Below are 14383 nucleotides of genomic sequence, written 5' to 3'. Positions count from 1 at the left end.
GCAGATTGCGAAGATTACGCAGATATTTATAAAATACGCCCTGTAAGGCAAGGCACAAGTTCTAGATTGTGCCCAAGCCTTACAGGGCTTTTTTTATTCCCGGCAATGAGAAAAAGGAGGCGAAATGATGGCTATCTCATTATTTTATTGTACCTTTGCAAACAGAAATAAGAATAAAACATGATAGTTTGTATAGCAGAGAAACCGAGTGTGGCTAAGGATATCGCCCGAATCATCGGGGCTACCACGGCACGCGACGGTTATATGGAAGGTAATGGTTACCAAGTAACATGGACCTTCGGCCACCTTTGTGAGCTGAAGGAACCGGATGATTATACTCCGATGTGGAAACATTGGAGCCTTTCGGCGTTGCCGATGATTCCACAGCGATTCGGTATCAAGCTCATCAACGATGAAGGCATCAAGAAGCAGTTTGCTACCATCGAGAAACTGATGCAGGCTGCCGACAGCATCATCAACTGCGGTGACGCCGGACAGGAAGGAGAGCTTATCCAGAGATGGGTGATGCAGAAAGCGCAGGCGAAATGCCCCGTCAAGAGACTGTGGATTTCGTCCATGACCGATGAAGCCATCAAGCAGGGCTTCCAGGAACTGAAAGACCAGACCGAATACCAGTCACTCTATCTTGCCGGACTTTCCCGTGCCATCGGCGACTGGATTCTCGGTATGAACGCCACCCGACTTTATACATTGAAATATGGACAGAATCGACAGGTGCTCAGCATCGGTCGGGTGCAGACCCCTACCCTTGCCCTCATCGTAAACCGCCAGAAGGAAATCGACAACTTCGTTTCCGAACCTTACTGGGTACTCGCCACCATCTATCGCGACACCCAGTTTACGGCAACCAGCGGCAAGTTTACCAGCAAGGAGGAAGGCGAGAAGGCTTTCAGCACCATCGCCGGCAAACCCTTCACCGTTACCGATGTAAGCAAGAAGAAGGGAAACGAGGCGCCACCTCATCTCTACGACCTCACCTCGCTACAGGTGGATTGCAACAAGAAGTTTGCCTACTCTGCCGATATTACGCTGAAGCTCATCCAGAGTCTCTACGAGAAGAAGTACACCACTTATCCTCGTGTAGATACCCAGTTCCTGACCGACGATATCTATCCGAAATGTCCGCAGATTCTGAACGGTGTGAGCCAGGCAAAGATAGCCAGTCAGCAGAAATACCTCCCACTCATCCAGCAACTCGCAGCCACCGGCAAGAAGTTGCCGAAGAGCAAGAAGGTATTCGATAACAGCAAGGTAACCGATCACCACGCCATCATCCCAACCGGAGTTCCGCCAACCGGACTCACCGATATGGAGGCGAATGTCTATGATCTCATCGCCAAGCGATTCATCAGCGTGTTCTATCCGGACTGTAAATTCTCCACCACCACCGTTTTGGGCGAAGTCATCAACGAAGATGGACCGAAACCGGAGAAGATAGAGTTCAAGGTGAGCGGTAAGGAGATTCTCGAACCGGGCTGGCGAGTAGTCTATGCCAAGGATGTAAAGAATGCAGATGACGATGATGCTTCAGATAACGCCAACGGAAACGCAGACTCAGGAAACGGCGCCAAGAAGGAAGTGGTAGAAGAAAGAACCCTCCCATCCTTCACAAAAGGCGAATCGGGAGAACATCAGCCTACCCTGACGGAGAAATGGACCACGCCACCTAAGTATTATACCGAGGCAACCCTGCTGCGTGCGATGGAGACAGCCGGTAAATTCGTAGAAGACGAAGAACTTCGTGCAGCATTGAAGGAGAACGGAATCGGCAGACCTTCCTCCCGTGCCGGCATCATCGAGACCCTCTTCAAGCGCCACTACATCCGTCGCCAGCGCAAGAATCTGATGGCAACCCCGACAGGCATCGAACTCATTGACACCATCCATGAGGAACTGCTGAAGAGTTGCGAACTGACCGGTATCTGGGAGAAGAAACTCCGCGACATCGAGCACAAGACCTACGATCCTGCCGACTTCATCAACGGACTGAAAGAACAGATCAACAAGATTGTCATCGATGTGTTGTCAGACAACAGCAACCGGAGAGTGACCATCATGACAGAGGAAGACCTCAAGAAGAAACCGGCTGCCAAGAAACCGGCTGCCCGAAAGGCTCCAGCCAAGAAAGCCGATAAGGCAGCAGCACAGAATACAGATTCTCAGAATGCTCCTGCTCAGCCGGCTCCAGCTGCCGACCCAATGGTTGGCAAACCATGTCCGCTCTGCGGCAAGGGCGTCATCATCAAGGGCAAGACCGCCTATGGCTGCAGCAACTGGAAGGCAGGCTGCCAATATCGTCAGCCATTCTCGCAGATGTAAATCAATATGAAACAAATAAGATTTTATCAAATCATAACAGCAATCAGCTGCCTCTTTCTGATAAGTTGCGGCATTGAACAGAACCTGAAGAAAGCAGACAAGCATCTTTCTTTAGGCGAATACTACGATGCGGCAACCCAATATAAAAAGGTGTACACCAAGACACCTACCAAAGAGCGGGCTGCCCGGGGCAAGGTGGCTCTGAAGATGGCACGCTGCTATGATAAAATCAACAGTACGCCGAAGGCACTGGCAGCCTACAGCAATGCCATCCGATACAAGCAGGCAGACCTCAACGACCGCCTGGCTTACGCACGGCTTCTCCTGAAGAACGGAAGTTACAGACAGGCTGCCAAGGAATTCGAATTCCTGCTCGATTCCATGCCCGACAACGTGCTGGTAAAGAACGGACTCGAATCGGCACAGAAAGCCCCAGTCTGGAAGAAGGAAGGAAGCCGGTACAAGGTAAAGCGGATGGATGTTTTCAACTCCCGAAGAGACGACTATTCGCCGATGTTCCTCAGCGATGACTACAGTCAGCTCTATTTCACCTCAACCCGCAACGAAGCCCAGGGCAGCGACCTGAACGGAGTGACAGGAACGAAATCTGCCGACATTTTCTTCTCTGAAAAGAACGACAAAGGCAAATGGAGCAAGCCGGAAGCCATCGGAACCGGTCTCAACACCGACTACGAAGAGGGCGCATGCTGCTTTACCCCAGACGGCAAGCAGATGTACCTCACCCAGTGTGCCACCGATCCCACTTCGCCCCGCTTAGCCCAGATAGTAACCTCCAACCGCTCAGATGCAGCCTGGAGCAAGCCTACGAATCTGGAAATCAGCAAAGATACACTCAGCTGTTTTGCCCATCCAGCCATCTCCCCTGATGGCGAATGGCTCTATTTCGTATCAGACATGCCGGGCGGAAAAGGCGGACTCGACATCTGGCGAGTGCGCATCACTCCTGCCGGACTGGGCGGCGTAGAGAACCTGGGCGAACCTATCAACACACCAGGCGATGAGATGTTCCCTACCTTCCGCCCTAACGGCGACTTTTACTTCAGCAGCAACGGTCATGTGGGAATGGGCGGACTCGACATCTATATCGCCAAAGTAAATTCCATCACCCGGAAATATGAACTCACCCACCCCGGCTATCCGCTGAATACAGAAGCCGATGACTTCGGAATGACTTTCGAAGGTCTCCACAATCAGGGTTTCTTCTGCTCTAACAGAAAAGACGGAAGAGGCTACGATCATATCTACTCCTTCGAGAATCCGGAGATTGTTACCACAATGAAGGGATGGGTTTACGAGAAAGACGGTTATGAACTGCCTGCCGCAGAGGTCAGAATCGTAGGCAACGACGGAACGAACAGGAAACTATCCGTCAAGGGCGACGGTTCGTTTGTCCTCCCTATCAATCCGCATGTCGACTACCTGGTGATGGCATCCTGCAAAGGCTACCTCAACCACAAGGAAGAACTTCGGGTTGATTCAGCTAAAGAGAGTAAGGAATACGTGCTCCAGTTCCCGCTGGCTTCCATCACAGCCCCTGTACTCATCGACAACATCTTCTACGATTTCGACAAGGCAACCCTTACCGAAGCCAGTACAACAGCCCTCGACCAGCTGGTAACGCTGCTGAAAGAGAACCCGCACGTTACCATCGAACTCAGCGCCCATTGCGACTACAAGGGAAACAGCGAATATAACAAGCATCTGTCTCAGCGCCGCGCCCAATCGGTAGTAGACTATCTGATAAAACACGGCATAGAGAAAGAGCGCCTCACCCCTGTGGGCTACGGCAAGGAGAAGCCGAAGAATGTGCGCAAGAAACTTACCGTGAAGTATCCTTGGCTCAAGGAAGGCGATGTGCTCAACGAAGAATTTATCCTGAAGCAGAGCAAGGAGCATCAGGAAATCTGCAACCAGCTGAACCGCCGAACCGAGTTCAAAGTGCTCCGCACTACCTATAAATTGTTTTAGAAACCGATATCATAAGCATAGGTGCTCTACTGAAAAAGTAGCAGCACCTATTTGTTTTTCTATATTCAGCAATATTAAATCTTCGTTCATCGACGCTGAATGTCCGTTCAGCGACGTTGAATATCCGTTCAGCGACGTTGAATGTCCGTTCAGCGTCGATGAACGGAGATTTCAAGAGCATAAAGATGATATTTATAGTAATAAAAAACTCTTTCTATTAGCACTAAAAACTATTCTGCTAATAGAAAGAGTTGATCATTCATACAATTGATATCAGGGAAGAAGCCTACTGACGTGCATCAGCCAGTTCATTATATCCCCAAACCATGATGAGGACAACGAAGCCAGCCAGCACCATCAGGAGATTCTGAGAGTGGGCGATGGAATCTGCCACATGCGTAAGGGCACGCGAACCGGAGAGGAGGAAATCTATCTTCATAGAGAAAAGCCACCCCTGAATCTGTTCCCATCCCTGACAGACTACTGCTATGATGATGCCTGCTGCCACACAGGCTGCCGTCCATAAATGTTCCAGACGCTGGCGCTTAACCAGCGACATCGCTGTACCAGTTTCGGGTAAAGCCGGCAAGGCCTGCATCACCCTGTCGGAGAATCCGTCATCAGGAATCTCTGACATCTGGCAATCGGAAAAGAACATCTGTAAGAGTTCTTCATCCTGAGGGGCCAACGGTTCCCCTTTCATGCTCTCCAACTTCTTATCATTTATCTTATCGGTCATAACCATTCTTTTTTAAATAACTTGCAAGTTTCTGTTTTCCACGAGAGAGATGCGACTTAATGGTGCCTTGCGCCATTCCCGTCACCTCTGCAATCTTATCTATAGAGAGACCATCCATCAGCTGCAGCGTGATGCATGTACGTTCGTTCTCGCTCAATATCCGCAGGGCATTGAGTAAATCCATCTTCAGTCCGGTATTCACTCCCTGCGCATTCTGTCGGGCAACCGCCGGCGTATCGATATCCTGCGTTTCCTTATAACTGCGGGTATAATCATACCACACATTATAGGCGATACGATAAAGCCAAGTGGAAAAGCTGGCTGTACCCCTGAAACCCGACAGATGGGTATAAGCCTTCACAAAGGTATCCTGCGCCAAGTCGTCACTCAGCTGCGCATCCCCCAGCGTCTGCCGTAGGAAGAACCCACGAATGGGTGACTGATACTTCCTGACCAGCAAGTCGAACGACTTGCGGTCATGAAGCATCACCACCTTCGTGACGAGAGAAATATCGGATAACTTTTCCACTATATATTAACTAATAATTGTTGTTTGATTTTTATACCGGAGTTCCATTATAACCTGTGCCCTGATCGCCATGGCGGTTTCTCCACCAATCCTTGATGGCTGGAAGCGAACCTATGAGGGTCTGTCCCAATCCATAGAAGAAGACCAGGGCTCCGATGCCAGCCAGGAAATCAGCATCCCACCAGGCAAACATGGCGCACAAACCGGCTCCCAGGAAGGCATTTCTCAATCCACGCTTTACCAGATACTCATCGCTCTGCTTGTCTATCGGCCGGTCGCTTTCCGGAACATTGATGCCCTTCTCCATCGCCATTTCCGCCAGTTTCATCCGGTCGTTGTGGCGGCGAATCAGATATCTGATAACCAGAAATACGATGATCAGCGGAGCAAAGACAAATAGCAGACCGAAGATGATACAGAAGATGATCATAACAGCCAGCGCTCCGCCACCAAATACCGAACCGATGAAATCGAACGGATCATCATAGTTGTCTAAACTGTATCTAGAATGAACAGACTTATTATCATTCTCATCATAATCATCATAGTTGGCCGAATCTGTACTGGTTGTATCAGAATAAGCCTCCAACGCCTCGTCGTCTTTATCCTTCGAAGCAGATGGCTGTGCGGCAGATGCAGGAGCAGCCTTTGAATCTACCTGTTGGGTAGTTGGATGATAACGATGTTTTGGAGCAGAAGACGCCAAAGACACTTGGGTGGCTCCGATGCTCATAACGAGCGCTAATGCCAATATTGCTTTCTTCATATCATTATTTTTTACTGTTTTACCTTGTTATTTGAAAAATTTCTGCTTCTTAGACGCATCTCTTCGCGATTTAGTTGCAAAGAAACGAAAAATTTCTTATTTTTGCAAACAAATTAAAGAAAAAGAAACAGAATGAAGACATTACCTGAAGATTTCAGAACATATACGCAGGCACTGATGGGCGAAAAGCTGTATCAGCGTCTGGAGCATGCTATCCTTGAAGAGGAGGCACCAACCAGTATCCGCATCAATCCTTTTAAATGCAAGGATGCTGATGGCGAACCGGTTCCCTGGTGTCCGGAAACCGGACGTTATCTCTCTACGCGTCCCGGATTCACCTTCGATCCGCTGCTGCATGCCGGCTTATATTATGTACAGGAAGCCTCATCTATGTTTGTAGATATGGCTATCCGACAGTACGTAAAAGAACCGGTGATGATGCTGGATCTCTGTGCTGCCCCTGGCGGAAAGTCGACAGCCGTAAGGGCTGCCTTGCCGGAAGGGAGTCTGCTCTTCAGCAACGAACCGATGCGCACCCGCTCACAGATTCTTGCCGAAAACGTACAGAAGTTCGGTCATCCGGATATGATTGTTACCAACAACTATCCCCGCGATTACAAGAAATCTAAGTTGCAGTTTGATGTGATTCTTACCGATGTTCCCTGCTCCGGCGAAGGAATGTTCCGCAAAGATGAAGGGGCTATCGGCGAATGGAGTACCCAGAATGTGAACAACTGCTGGCAGCTGCAGCGCGAAATCGTATCGGATATCTGGAACTGTCTGAAGCCAGGCGGTATCCTGATTTACTCTACCTGCACCTTCAATGCGCACGAAGATGAGGAGAACGTGGACTGGATATGCGAAGAACTTGGCGCTGAAGTGATGGCACTGGAGGGTGTAGAAGATACATGGAACATCACCCGCAACCTCACGGGCACCGACTTCCCGGTTTACCGGTTCATTCCTGGCGTTTCGCGAGGCGAAGGTCTGTTTATGGCGATTCTGAAGAAAGAGGGCGAATGGGAAGCCGGCTCACCAGCCAAGGAGAACAGGAAGGATAAGAAGAAGAAAGACAAGAAGGTGGCTAAAGGAAAGGGACCGGAGATTCCTGACGGCTGGCTGAAGGCTGATACGGAATGGATGCCTGCAGAAAGCAACGAGACGGTTTACGCCATCCCGGGCAGATGGAAAGACATCTACAACCAGGCTGAAAAGAACCTGAAGGTGCTGCATGCAGGTGTGAAACTGGGAACAGACAAGGGAAAGGGTCTCATTCCCGACCAGGCTCTCGCTCTCTCTACGATGCTCAACAAAGATCACTTCCCACAGGTGGAGTTATCCTACGATGATGCCATCCGCTACCTTCGCAAGGAGACTGTGAATCTGCCTGCCGATACGCCTAAGGGGTATGTTCTGATAACCTACAGACAGGTTCCGATAGGCTGGGAAAAGAACATTGGCAACCGTGCCAACAACCTCTATCCGCAGGAGTGGAAGATCAAGAGTAGCCATATTCCGGAAGAACAGTTTACAGTTAACAGTTTATAGTTTATGCTTAGCATCATCGCCTGTATATCCAAAGTGCATAGAGCTATCGGGTACAAGAACCGGTTGCTCTACGCCATCCCATCGGACATGACCCGATTTCGTATGCTCACAACCGGACATACGATCATCATGGGCAGGAAGACATTTGAGTCGCTGCCTAACGGAGCCTTGCCCAACCGCCGTAATATTGTTATCTCGAAGACAAGAGAGCAGATAACAGGGTGCGAAGTATACACCTCTCTGGAAGAAGCGCTGGCAGCAAGGAAAGAAGAGGCAGCAAGGAAAGAAGAGGTTGGAAACAAAGAAACGGTTGGAAGCAAAGAAGCTTCAGATGAATGTTTCATCATCGGAGGAGCCAGCATATATGAACAGGCTTTGCCTTTTGCAGACAAGCTTTATCTCACAATCGTAGAAAAGGAACCTGAACATGCCGATACCTTCTTTCCGGAAATCAATCCGGCAGAATGGGAAGTGACAGAAAAAGAAATGAGGAATGAAAACGGCTTACCGTTCACATTCCTCACCCTTTATAGAAGGCAGTAATCCCGCAGGGAGCTACTGCTTTTTTTCTTTTTATATCTTATTTCTCTGCTGCAGCCTCCTCATCAGTTTCCTCTTCATCATCGTTGAAACTCTTGAGATCCTGCATAGAAAGCTGACGGTTGATAGATGCATTGAAAGAGATGATGGTCTCGCTGCGAGACAATCCCAATGGCTGCAACTTATCATGGATGATTTCCAGGAGATGGTGGTTGTTCAGCGCGTAAATCTTGATAAACATATCAAAACCACCTGTAGTATAGTGACACTCTACAACCTCAGGAATCTTCTTCAACTCCTCTACAACCTGGTCAAACTTCTCAGGCTCCTTCAGATAGAGTCCCATATAAGCACAAGTTTCGTAACCTATCTTTTCTGGGTCAATGATGAATTGTGAACCCTTGATGATACCAAGATTTGTAAGTTTAGCAACACGCTGATGAATGGCAGCACCGCTCACGTTGCAAGCGCGTGCCACTTCCAAAAATGGAATACGGGCATCCTGAGAAATCAGCTTCAGAATCTGCCTATCTAATGAATCTAAAATTTGTTTTGACATAATACTAATAATTTGCTTGCAAAGATAATACAAAAAATTAATAAAAGCAATTTTTTAAGAGAAAAACATGATAAATTAATATTATTTTCCTTTTTCTGTGGCAGAATAACTGATTTTTAGTGCTTTTGCCTGGCGCAAAGCCTGCTTTACGTCGGTTATCACACCCATCTTGGTTTCCTGATCTGCTTTGATTGATACAGTCATCAGCTTTTGGTCTTCCGGCGACATACGCTTCTTTTCTGCCGAAATGTAATCCATCACTTCGGGAGCCGAAGCAAACTTATCATTCAACTGAATCTGGGTACCGGTACCATACTTTGCCTGCATCTCTTTGGTTGGCTTACCTATATAAATATGGCTCACCGCCGATTTCTTGGTCAGGCGGGTGAGTTCCTTGCCTTGTGGCAAACGGCAGTCTACCTTCAAGGTAACCTGGCGCATGTGGGTAACAATCATAAAGAAGAACAGTACGGAGAAAATGAGGTCTGGCAGAGAAGATGTATTCAACCCTGGCACTTCATGCGATTTCTTATGAAAATTCATCATTGTTTACCTCCTTTCTGCTGTTCAGTAGCTGTTTCTGCCGAATTTTCTTCCCCTTGCTTTTCTTCAGCATTGGCATCAACACGCTGGTCGGTTTGAGTCATTGCGTTGGCATACGACTCTGTGATGCGCTGCGGACAGATGTTGCGCACCTGTTCTTTCTGGTCATTGTTCAAGAGGGCATAATCCCTGTGATATTTCTTCTGGGCTGTTTCGTTGCGTAGCTGGCTATATGCTTCCATCAGCTGATTCTGCATCTGGAAATAGAGATTATAGTCGGCATCGCGGTCACTCTCAATAGAGATGAGATGTTTCTTGCCCAGGCGGTGTACAAAGCGGATGGTTTCTTCCTTGAGCTGGCTCACCTGCATCGGCTTACCGTTGACCAAAAGCGTATCGCCAGCCGTCAGGCGCAGCGCCATGAGGTTAGCCTTGTCTACCACCGACTGCTGTTCCTTCTTCTGCGGTTCAGGTGAAGGGAGTTGGCGCAACAGTCCCTTATCCACATCCATTGATGTGGTGACAAGGAAGAATATCAACAGCATGAACGAGATGTCGGCTGTAGATGTGGTATTCAGTCCCGGGGTTTCGTGTTGCTTCCTTCTAATCAGCATATTTAATCCTTATTTATAGAATAGAGAGCCCAAAGCACTCACTTTAGTTTTTCTTCCGAATATAACGTGTGGCACCGAAACAGACGGCACCGATTCCTGCCACCAGCATCAGGAGCGATGTGATGACAAACATATCTGAAAGCTTGAGCCAGAGCCAGTCGGCATAATTCTCGCCATTGATGAGCATCGGAGCAGAACCGCCCAAAAAGAAGGTAAGCAGCAAAACTGCCAAAGTTCCGATCCATGTGATGCGGAAGATGCGACGCACGGGAATGCCATTCACTACAGCCTCCGACTTGCTGCTGCGATAATCTCTGATCATCGAAAAGACTGCCAGACCTGTACCTCCTATCAGGAAGAGCCACATCAGCAGGATGAGCACATCGGTAAAGAGAGGCGCATTAAAGTCGGGGTTCTCTTCGAAAGGCAAATCGTAGCCTACCAAAAAGAACAGACCGAAAACCAGCACCGCCAGTCCTATCATGATATAGAACACCTGCTGCGATATCTTTTCGGCCGACTTCGTCTTCTGCTTTGAAAATTGAAATTTAACCATTTCGCTCTTCGTTTATTTATTCTTGGCAATAATATCCATTAAAGTAACCGCCGACTCCTCCATCTGGCTTGTCAGGTGCTCCACCTTAGAAAGGATGTAGTTATAGAAAACCTGAAGGATAAGGGCTACGATGATACCGAAGATGGTAGTGATGAGCGCCACTTTCATACCCGAAGCCACGATAGTAGGACTGATATCGCCCGCCTGCTGAATCTGGTCGAACGACATGACCATACCGATCACGGTTCCGAGGAATCCGAGCGATGGCGCCATAGCGATAAAGAGTTTGATCCAGGAACAGCCCTTCTCCAGGTTAGCCGCCTGAACGGTACCATATCCGCTTACCGAGCGCTCGATGTCATCAAGACTCTCGCTGATATGCATCAAACCCTGGTAGCAGATAGAAGCCACCGGCCCGCGGGTATTCCGGCAGAGCGTCTTAGCCCCTTCCACATCTCCCGCCGCCACCTTCTGGTCGATATCCTGCATCAACTTCTTGGCGTTGATTTCAGAGAGACTCAGATAGATGATGCGCTCGATACAGAAAGCCATACCCACGATGAGGGCGATGGCAACGAGAGACATAAATCCCGCATTACCCTCTATAAACTTTGTCTTAAGAGCTTGATGAAATCCCATGTTCTCTTCTTGAGCCATCATAGGCAGAGAACACATCCATGTGAAAACCAATATTGCAAAACGTGCAATAGCTGTATTTTTCTTCATATACTTTATTATATATATAAAAGCGGAAAGAGGGGGATTCGAACCCCCGATTCCCTTTAGGGGAATACACGCTTTCCAGGCGTGCCTCTTCAGCCACTCGAGCACCTTTCCAGTTTCGGAGTACAAAATTATCACTTTTTATTCGAAAAGCCACATATTCGTTTGCTTTTTACATTTCTTTAACGAAAATACAAGAGCGTAAACCCGCTAGGCGTCTAGCGGTAGACGCCTAGCGGTATAGTGTAAATTCTATTTTTCAGGAATGATCTCGAAGATTTCGGCTGAACCATCCAGCTGAAGCTTGGCAGCCTTCTTCACCAATTCTATCTTGCAGAATGACTGGTCGATGTTGATGGTTGCCAAAACCTTGCCCTTGGCATTCAGCTGGCGACATACCAATGATTTGCCTGGAGCCAACTTCAACAGCAGGGTGTAACCCTTTACATCCTTCTCTACACCCATGGTAAGGGTGCCCTCGTTGGTGAATGAGGTGCAAGGGTTCTCATCGAAACCATACATCGCTGCCTGCAGATTGCCTGCCTCAACAGGGAAGCTCAAATGCTCTGGAGTAGTTGGGTTCACCTCGAAGGTACGAACTGCAGCCCAGTTGCGCTTGTCAGACTTCAACTTCTTGATGCGGATATAACGAGCCTCAACAGGAGAATCGGTCTTCCAGTTGATGATATACTGCTTCTTCAACTCACCGGTCAGCGCCTTCCACTCCTTCTTGTCAAGAGAATACTCCAAAACGGTGTTGTCGAAGTAATCCACATCATCTACAGAGTTACGACCCTGAAGGATTCTTACCTCAGAAACAGAACGAACACAACCTAAGTCTGCACCAATCCAGTCGCCAGTGTTCTGACCATTACCTGATGTATAATAGGTAGTAGAATCATTGTCAAACATCGCCTTGCTCTGGGTAGTTCTCAAGGTGGCGTAAGTACCGATACCCTTATAGAAGGCAGGCACCTTGCCAGTCAACTTCTTGAAGAAACCAGAAGCCATATCATCCATAGACTGCTCATAGAATGGCTGCAATACCATGGTTCCAGACTTATGCTTCTCGTAAGCAGCCACATCTTCCTTGCTCATACGGTTGTTGACATAGCCATCCCAGAATGCCTGGTCATTACCAGCCTTGTATTCCTTGATGAGCTGCATGGTCTTCAAGCCACGGTCGCCCAACTTGCCAAACTCTGTGAGCCATGGGCGGAGTTCCTTCATCAGCAGGGCATTCTTGCAGTTTGCCTCCATCTGAGCAGGTGCATTCTTCACTCTTACAAACTCGCTCTGCAGGGCATTGAACTCAGCATCTGTAAAGTTGTCGATGCGGAAGCTCTTGGTTTCCCAGGATTCGATACGGCGATAACCGGTTTCTGTATCGCATGAGTGCATGGCGAAGGTGCGATAAGCCTCGTGTGCCTCTGGAGTAAGATCTACCAGACCACGCTCCCAGTTGTCGAGCGGATTATAGTTGGCGATATTCCAGGTATAATCGGCTACACCATAGAGAGCCAGCTTGGAAGCCTCTCCATGCTCCATCGGGTTGCTCACGAAACCGCAGAGATCCTTGTTGGTCAGGTCGGTCTGTAAACCATAGGTAGGACCCTGCATGATGATATGGCGTGCATAATCGGTTACAGGGAAGTTCCACCAGTAGTAAGCAGGACGCTTGATACGGGAGTTCACCCAGTCGAGCGTCTCGCGGGTCAAGTCGCTACATACCACATCACCTGTCCAGAATACATTGATAGATGGATCGAGGGTATTACCGAAGATAGCCAGAGAACCGGTTGGTTTTGGATTCGCCCAGAGACGGGTATAATCGGTAGGACACATCACAAGCGGAGTCACATCACCCTTAGCCTTCACAAACTCCTTAGTCAGGCGGTTCAAGAGTTCAGACTGCTTGACTGGGTTGGCACCCTCGCCGGAAATATCATCAAAGAAGATGGCGAAAGAACGCACACCGAGGTCGTACATCAAGTCGAGCTTGTGAACCAGGTTCTGATAGTCTTCCTCGTTCCACTTGATATCCTGTCCTGGATGGATAGCCCATACGAAATCTACACGGTTGCGACGGCAAGCCTGTACGAGTTCGCTGATGTTCTTAGCCTCTTTCTCTGGATAAGGCAAGCGCCAGTTAGGGCAGCTGTGATAAGGATCATCCTTTGGACCATAGAGATAGGTGTTCATCTTGTTCTTTCCATAATAGTCGATGAGGGAAAGACGCACCTGATGAGACCAAGGCTCACCATAGAAGCCCTCTACCACACCACGGTTTGGAAGATCAGGGTAGTCGTTGCAAGTGGTATAAGGCATCTGGCCCTTAGCCATCTCGCTGTTTACAATCTGGCGCAAGGTCTGCAAGCCATAGAATGCACCACGCTCGTCGTATCCCACAATCTGGATACCCTTGGCATCAGCCTTCAGGCTGTAAGCACCCGATACCGGCTTCACACCAGCCTTAGCTGCAAGTTTTTCACCGAAATCGATGGTCAGGCGAATGCCCTTGGCGTTAGCGGTCAGGAACTTCACATCATCCGCAAACTTACCTTTCTTGTCGATTACCTTGACACCCTTCTGCAGGTCGAGTCGGTTAGCAGCATCCACATTCAGGAGATGTGGTGTAGGGCTCACGATGAGTCCGTGATGATCCAGTTTCTTACCCGGAATCATGTTTACGTCCTGCTTTTCAGAACGCTGGCCGCTCAGGTCTTGTGCCTGAGTGCCCTGTGCAAATGCAGCCATCAGGAGGGCTGCCATCAACATTTTTCTAGTCATAATGAATAGTTGGTTTAGGATTTATTTTTATTAAATTTTATATATTTACAAAAGCTTTTGCCCTTACAGGGCGCTTTGCTGATTGCCATTATAACCCAGGGTGTTGCCCTGGGCTAGGAGCTTCTGCCCTTTCAGGGCGTGCTGCTT

General features: G+C 48.6%; 13 protein-coding genes and 1 tRNA gene. 4 read left to right on the top strand and 10 right to left on the bottom strand.

The genetic code is table 11. The features are described 5' to 3' along the window. Positions 1-180: 180 nt before the first annotated feature. Entirely contained in the window at positions 181-2340 is a 2160-nt protein-coding gene (locus KUA48_RS12275; protein ID WP_153094138.1) for a DNA topoisomerase 3, read from the top strand. A 6-nt stretch (positions 2341-2346) separates the two neighbouring features. Further along, positions 2347-4329, top strand: coding sequence for an OmpA family protein (locus tag KUA48_RS12270; protein WP_218432321.1), 1983 nt, complete (start codon positions 2347-2349; stop codon positions 4327-4329). A gap of 286 nt (positions 4330-4615) precedes the next feature. On the opposite strand, the gene KUA48_RS12265 is transcribed toward KUA48_RS12270, so the two are convergent. From KUA48_RS12265 to KUA48_RS12255, 3 genes are read right to left on the bottom strand one after another with little or no spacing between them, the layout of a single operon-like run. Then, positions 4616-5068 (bottom strand): DUF5056 domain-containing protein, encoded by a 453-nt coding sequence (locus tag KUA48_RS12265; RefSeq protein WP_218432323.1) that lies wholly within the window; start codon positions 5066-5068, stop codon positions 4616-4618. Further along, positions 5058-5597, bottom strand: a complete 540-nt coding sequence (locus KUA48_RS12260; protein WP_118081245.1) for an RNA polymerase sigma factor — start codon at positions 5595-5597, stop codon at positions 5058-5060. The genes KUA48_RS12265 and KUA48_RS12260 overlap by 11 nt, the downstream gene beginning before the upstream one ends. Before the next feature lie 31 nt (positions 5598-5628). After that, complete coding sequence (locus tag KUA48_RS12255; RefSeq protein WP_147347501.1) at positions 5629-6363, bottom strand: DUF6249 domain-containing protein; 735 nt, start codon at positions 6361-6363, stop codon at positions 5629-5631. Positions 6364-6495: 132 nt separating this feature from the next. Here KUA48_RS12255 and KUA48_RS12250 point away from each other — a divergent pair, with 132 nt between their 5' ends. Together KUA48_RS12250 and KUA48_RS12245 are read left to right on the top strand one after the other, a co-directional pair. Beyond that, complete coding sequence (locus tag KUA48_RS12250) at positions 6496-7911, top strand: RsmB/NOP family class I SAM-dependent RNA methyltransferase (protein WP_218432325.1); 1416 nt, start codon at positions 6496-6498, stop codon at positions 7909-7911. Positions 7912-7914: 3 nt separating this feature from the next. Beyond that, positions 7915-8454, top strand: a complete 540-nt coding sequence (locus tag KUA48_RS12245) for a dihydrofolate reductase (RefSeq protein ID WP_153080303.1) — start codon at positions 7915-7917, stop codon at positions 8452-8454. Positions 8455-8491: 37 nt separating this feature from the next. On the opposite strand, the gene KUA48_RS12240 is transcribed toward KUA48_RS12245, so the two are convergent. The 7 genes from KUA48_RS12240 to KUA48_RS12210 all read right to left on the bottom strand — a co-directional run bounded on the left by KUA48_RS12240 (position 8492) and on the right by KUA48_RS12210 (position 14236). Next, positions 8492-9010, bottom strand: a complete 519-nt coding sequence (locus KUA48_RS12240) for an Lrp/AsnC family transcriptional regulator (RefSeq protein ID WP_006847783.1) — start codon at positions 9008-9010, stop codon at positions 8492-8494. 81 nt (positions 9011-9091) lie between these two features. Further along, the gene (locus KUA48_RS12235) at positions 9092-9556 is read right to left on the bottom strand and encodes a biopolymer transporter ExbD (protein WP_006847784.1); all 465 of its coding nucleotides are present in this window, start codon (positions 9554-9556) and stop codon (positions 9092-9094) included. Continuing rightward, positions 9553-10167, bottom strand: a complete 615-nt coding sequence (locus KUA48_RS12230; protein ID WP_218432333.1) for a biopolymer transporter ExbD — start codon at positions 10165-10167, stop codon at positions 9553-9555. The genes KUA48_RS12235 and KUA48_RS12230 overlap by 4 nt, the downstream gene beginning before the upstream one ends. 43 nt (positions 10168-10210) lie before the next feature. Then, complete coding sequence (locus KUA48_RS12225; protein ID WP_006847786.1) at positions 10211-10723, bottom strand: hypothetical protein; 513 nt, start codon at positions 10721-10723, stop codon at positions 10211-10213. A 12-nt stretch (positions 10724-10735) separates the two neighbouring features. Further along, positions 10736-11398, bottom strand: coding sequence for a MotA/TolQ/ExbB proton channel family protein (locus tag KUA48_RS12220; protein ID WP_118085783.1), 663 nt, complete (start codon positions 11396-11398; stop codon positions 10736-10738). Between the two features lie 74 nt (positions 11399-11472). Then, positions 11473-11560: transfer RNA gene (locus KUA48_RS12215), tRNA-Ser, on the bottom strand. 138 nt (positions 11561-11698) lie between these two features. Then, positions 11699-14236, bottom strand: a complete 2538-nt coding sequence (locus KUA48_RS12210; RefSeq protein ID WP_218432344.1) for a beta-N-acetylglucosaminidase domain-containing protein — start codon at positions 14234-14236, stop codon at positions 11699-11701. Positions 14237-14383: the final 147 nt, after the last annotated feature.

Origin of the sequence: Segatella copri (assembly GCF_019249795.2) — a bacterium.
Classification (GTDB): Bacteria; Bacteroidota; Bacteroidia; order Bacteroidales; family Bacteroidaceae; genus Prevotella; species Prevotella copri_B.
This window is presented reverse-complemented; position numbering and strand designations above follow the sequence as displayed.

Excerpts from the sequence above, each read along its gene's own strand:
- KUA48_RS12275 (WP_153094138.1), top strand. The coding sequence starts at position 181 with ATGATAGTTTGTATAGCAGAGAAACCGAGTGTGGCTAAGGATATCGCC.
- KUA48_RS12270 (WP_218432321.1), top strand. The coding sequence starts at position 2,347 with ATGAAACAAATAAGATTTTATCAAATCATAACAGCAATCAGCTGCCTC.
- KUA48_RS12265 (WP_218432323.1), bottom strand. The coding sequence starts at position 5,068 with ATGACCGATAAGATAAATGATAAGAAGTTGGAGAGCATGAAAGGGGAA.
- KUA48_RS12255 (WP_147347501.1), bottom strand. The coding sequence starts at position 6,363 with ATGAAGAAAGCAATATTGGCATTAGCGCTCGTTATGAGCATCGGAGCC.
- KUA48_RS12250 (WP_218432325.1), top strand. The coding sequence starts at position 6,496 with ATGAAGACATTACCTGAAGATTTCAGAACATATACGCAGGCACTGATG.
- KUA48_RS12245 (WP_153080303.1), top strand. The coding sequence starts at position 7,915 with ATGCTTAGCATCATCGCCTGTATATCCAAAGTGCATAGAGCTATCGGG.
- KUA48_RS12240 (WP_006847783.1), bottom strand. The coding sequence starts at position 9,010 with ATGTCAAAACAAATTTTAGATTCATTAGATAGGCAGATTCTGAAGCTG.
- KUA48_RS12235 (WP_006847784.1), bottom strand. The coding sequence starts at position 9,556 with ATGATGAATTTTCATAAGAAATCGCATGAAGTGCCAGGGTTGAATACA.
- KUA48_RS12230 (WP_218432333.1), bottom strand. The coding sequence starts at position 10,167 with ATGCTGATTAGAAGGAAGCAACACGAAACCCCGGGACTGAATACCACA.
- KUA48_RS12225 (WP_006847786.1), bottom strand. The coding sequence starts at position 10,723 with ATGGTTAAATTTCAATTTTCAAAGCAGAAGACGAAGTCGGCCGAAAAG.
- KUA48_RS12220 (WP_118085783.1), bottom strand. The coding sequence starts at position 11,398 with ATGTGTTCTCTGCCTATGATGGCTCAAGAAGAGAACATGGGATTTCAT.
- KUA48_RS12210 (WP_218432344.1), bottom strand. The coding sequence starts at position 14,236 with ATGACTAGAAAAATGTTGATGGCAGCCCTCCTGATGGCTGCATTTGCA.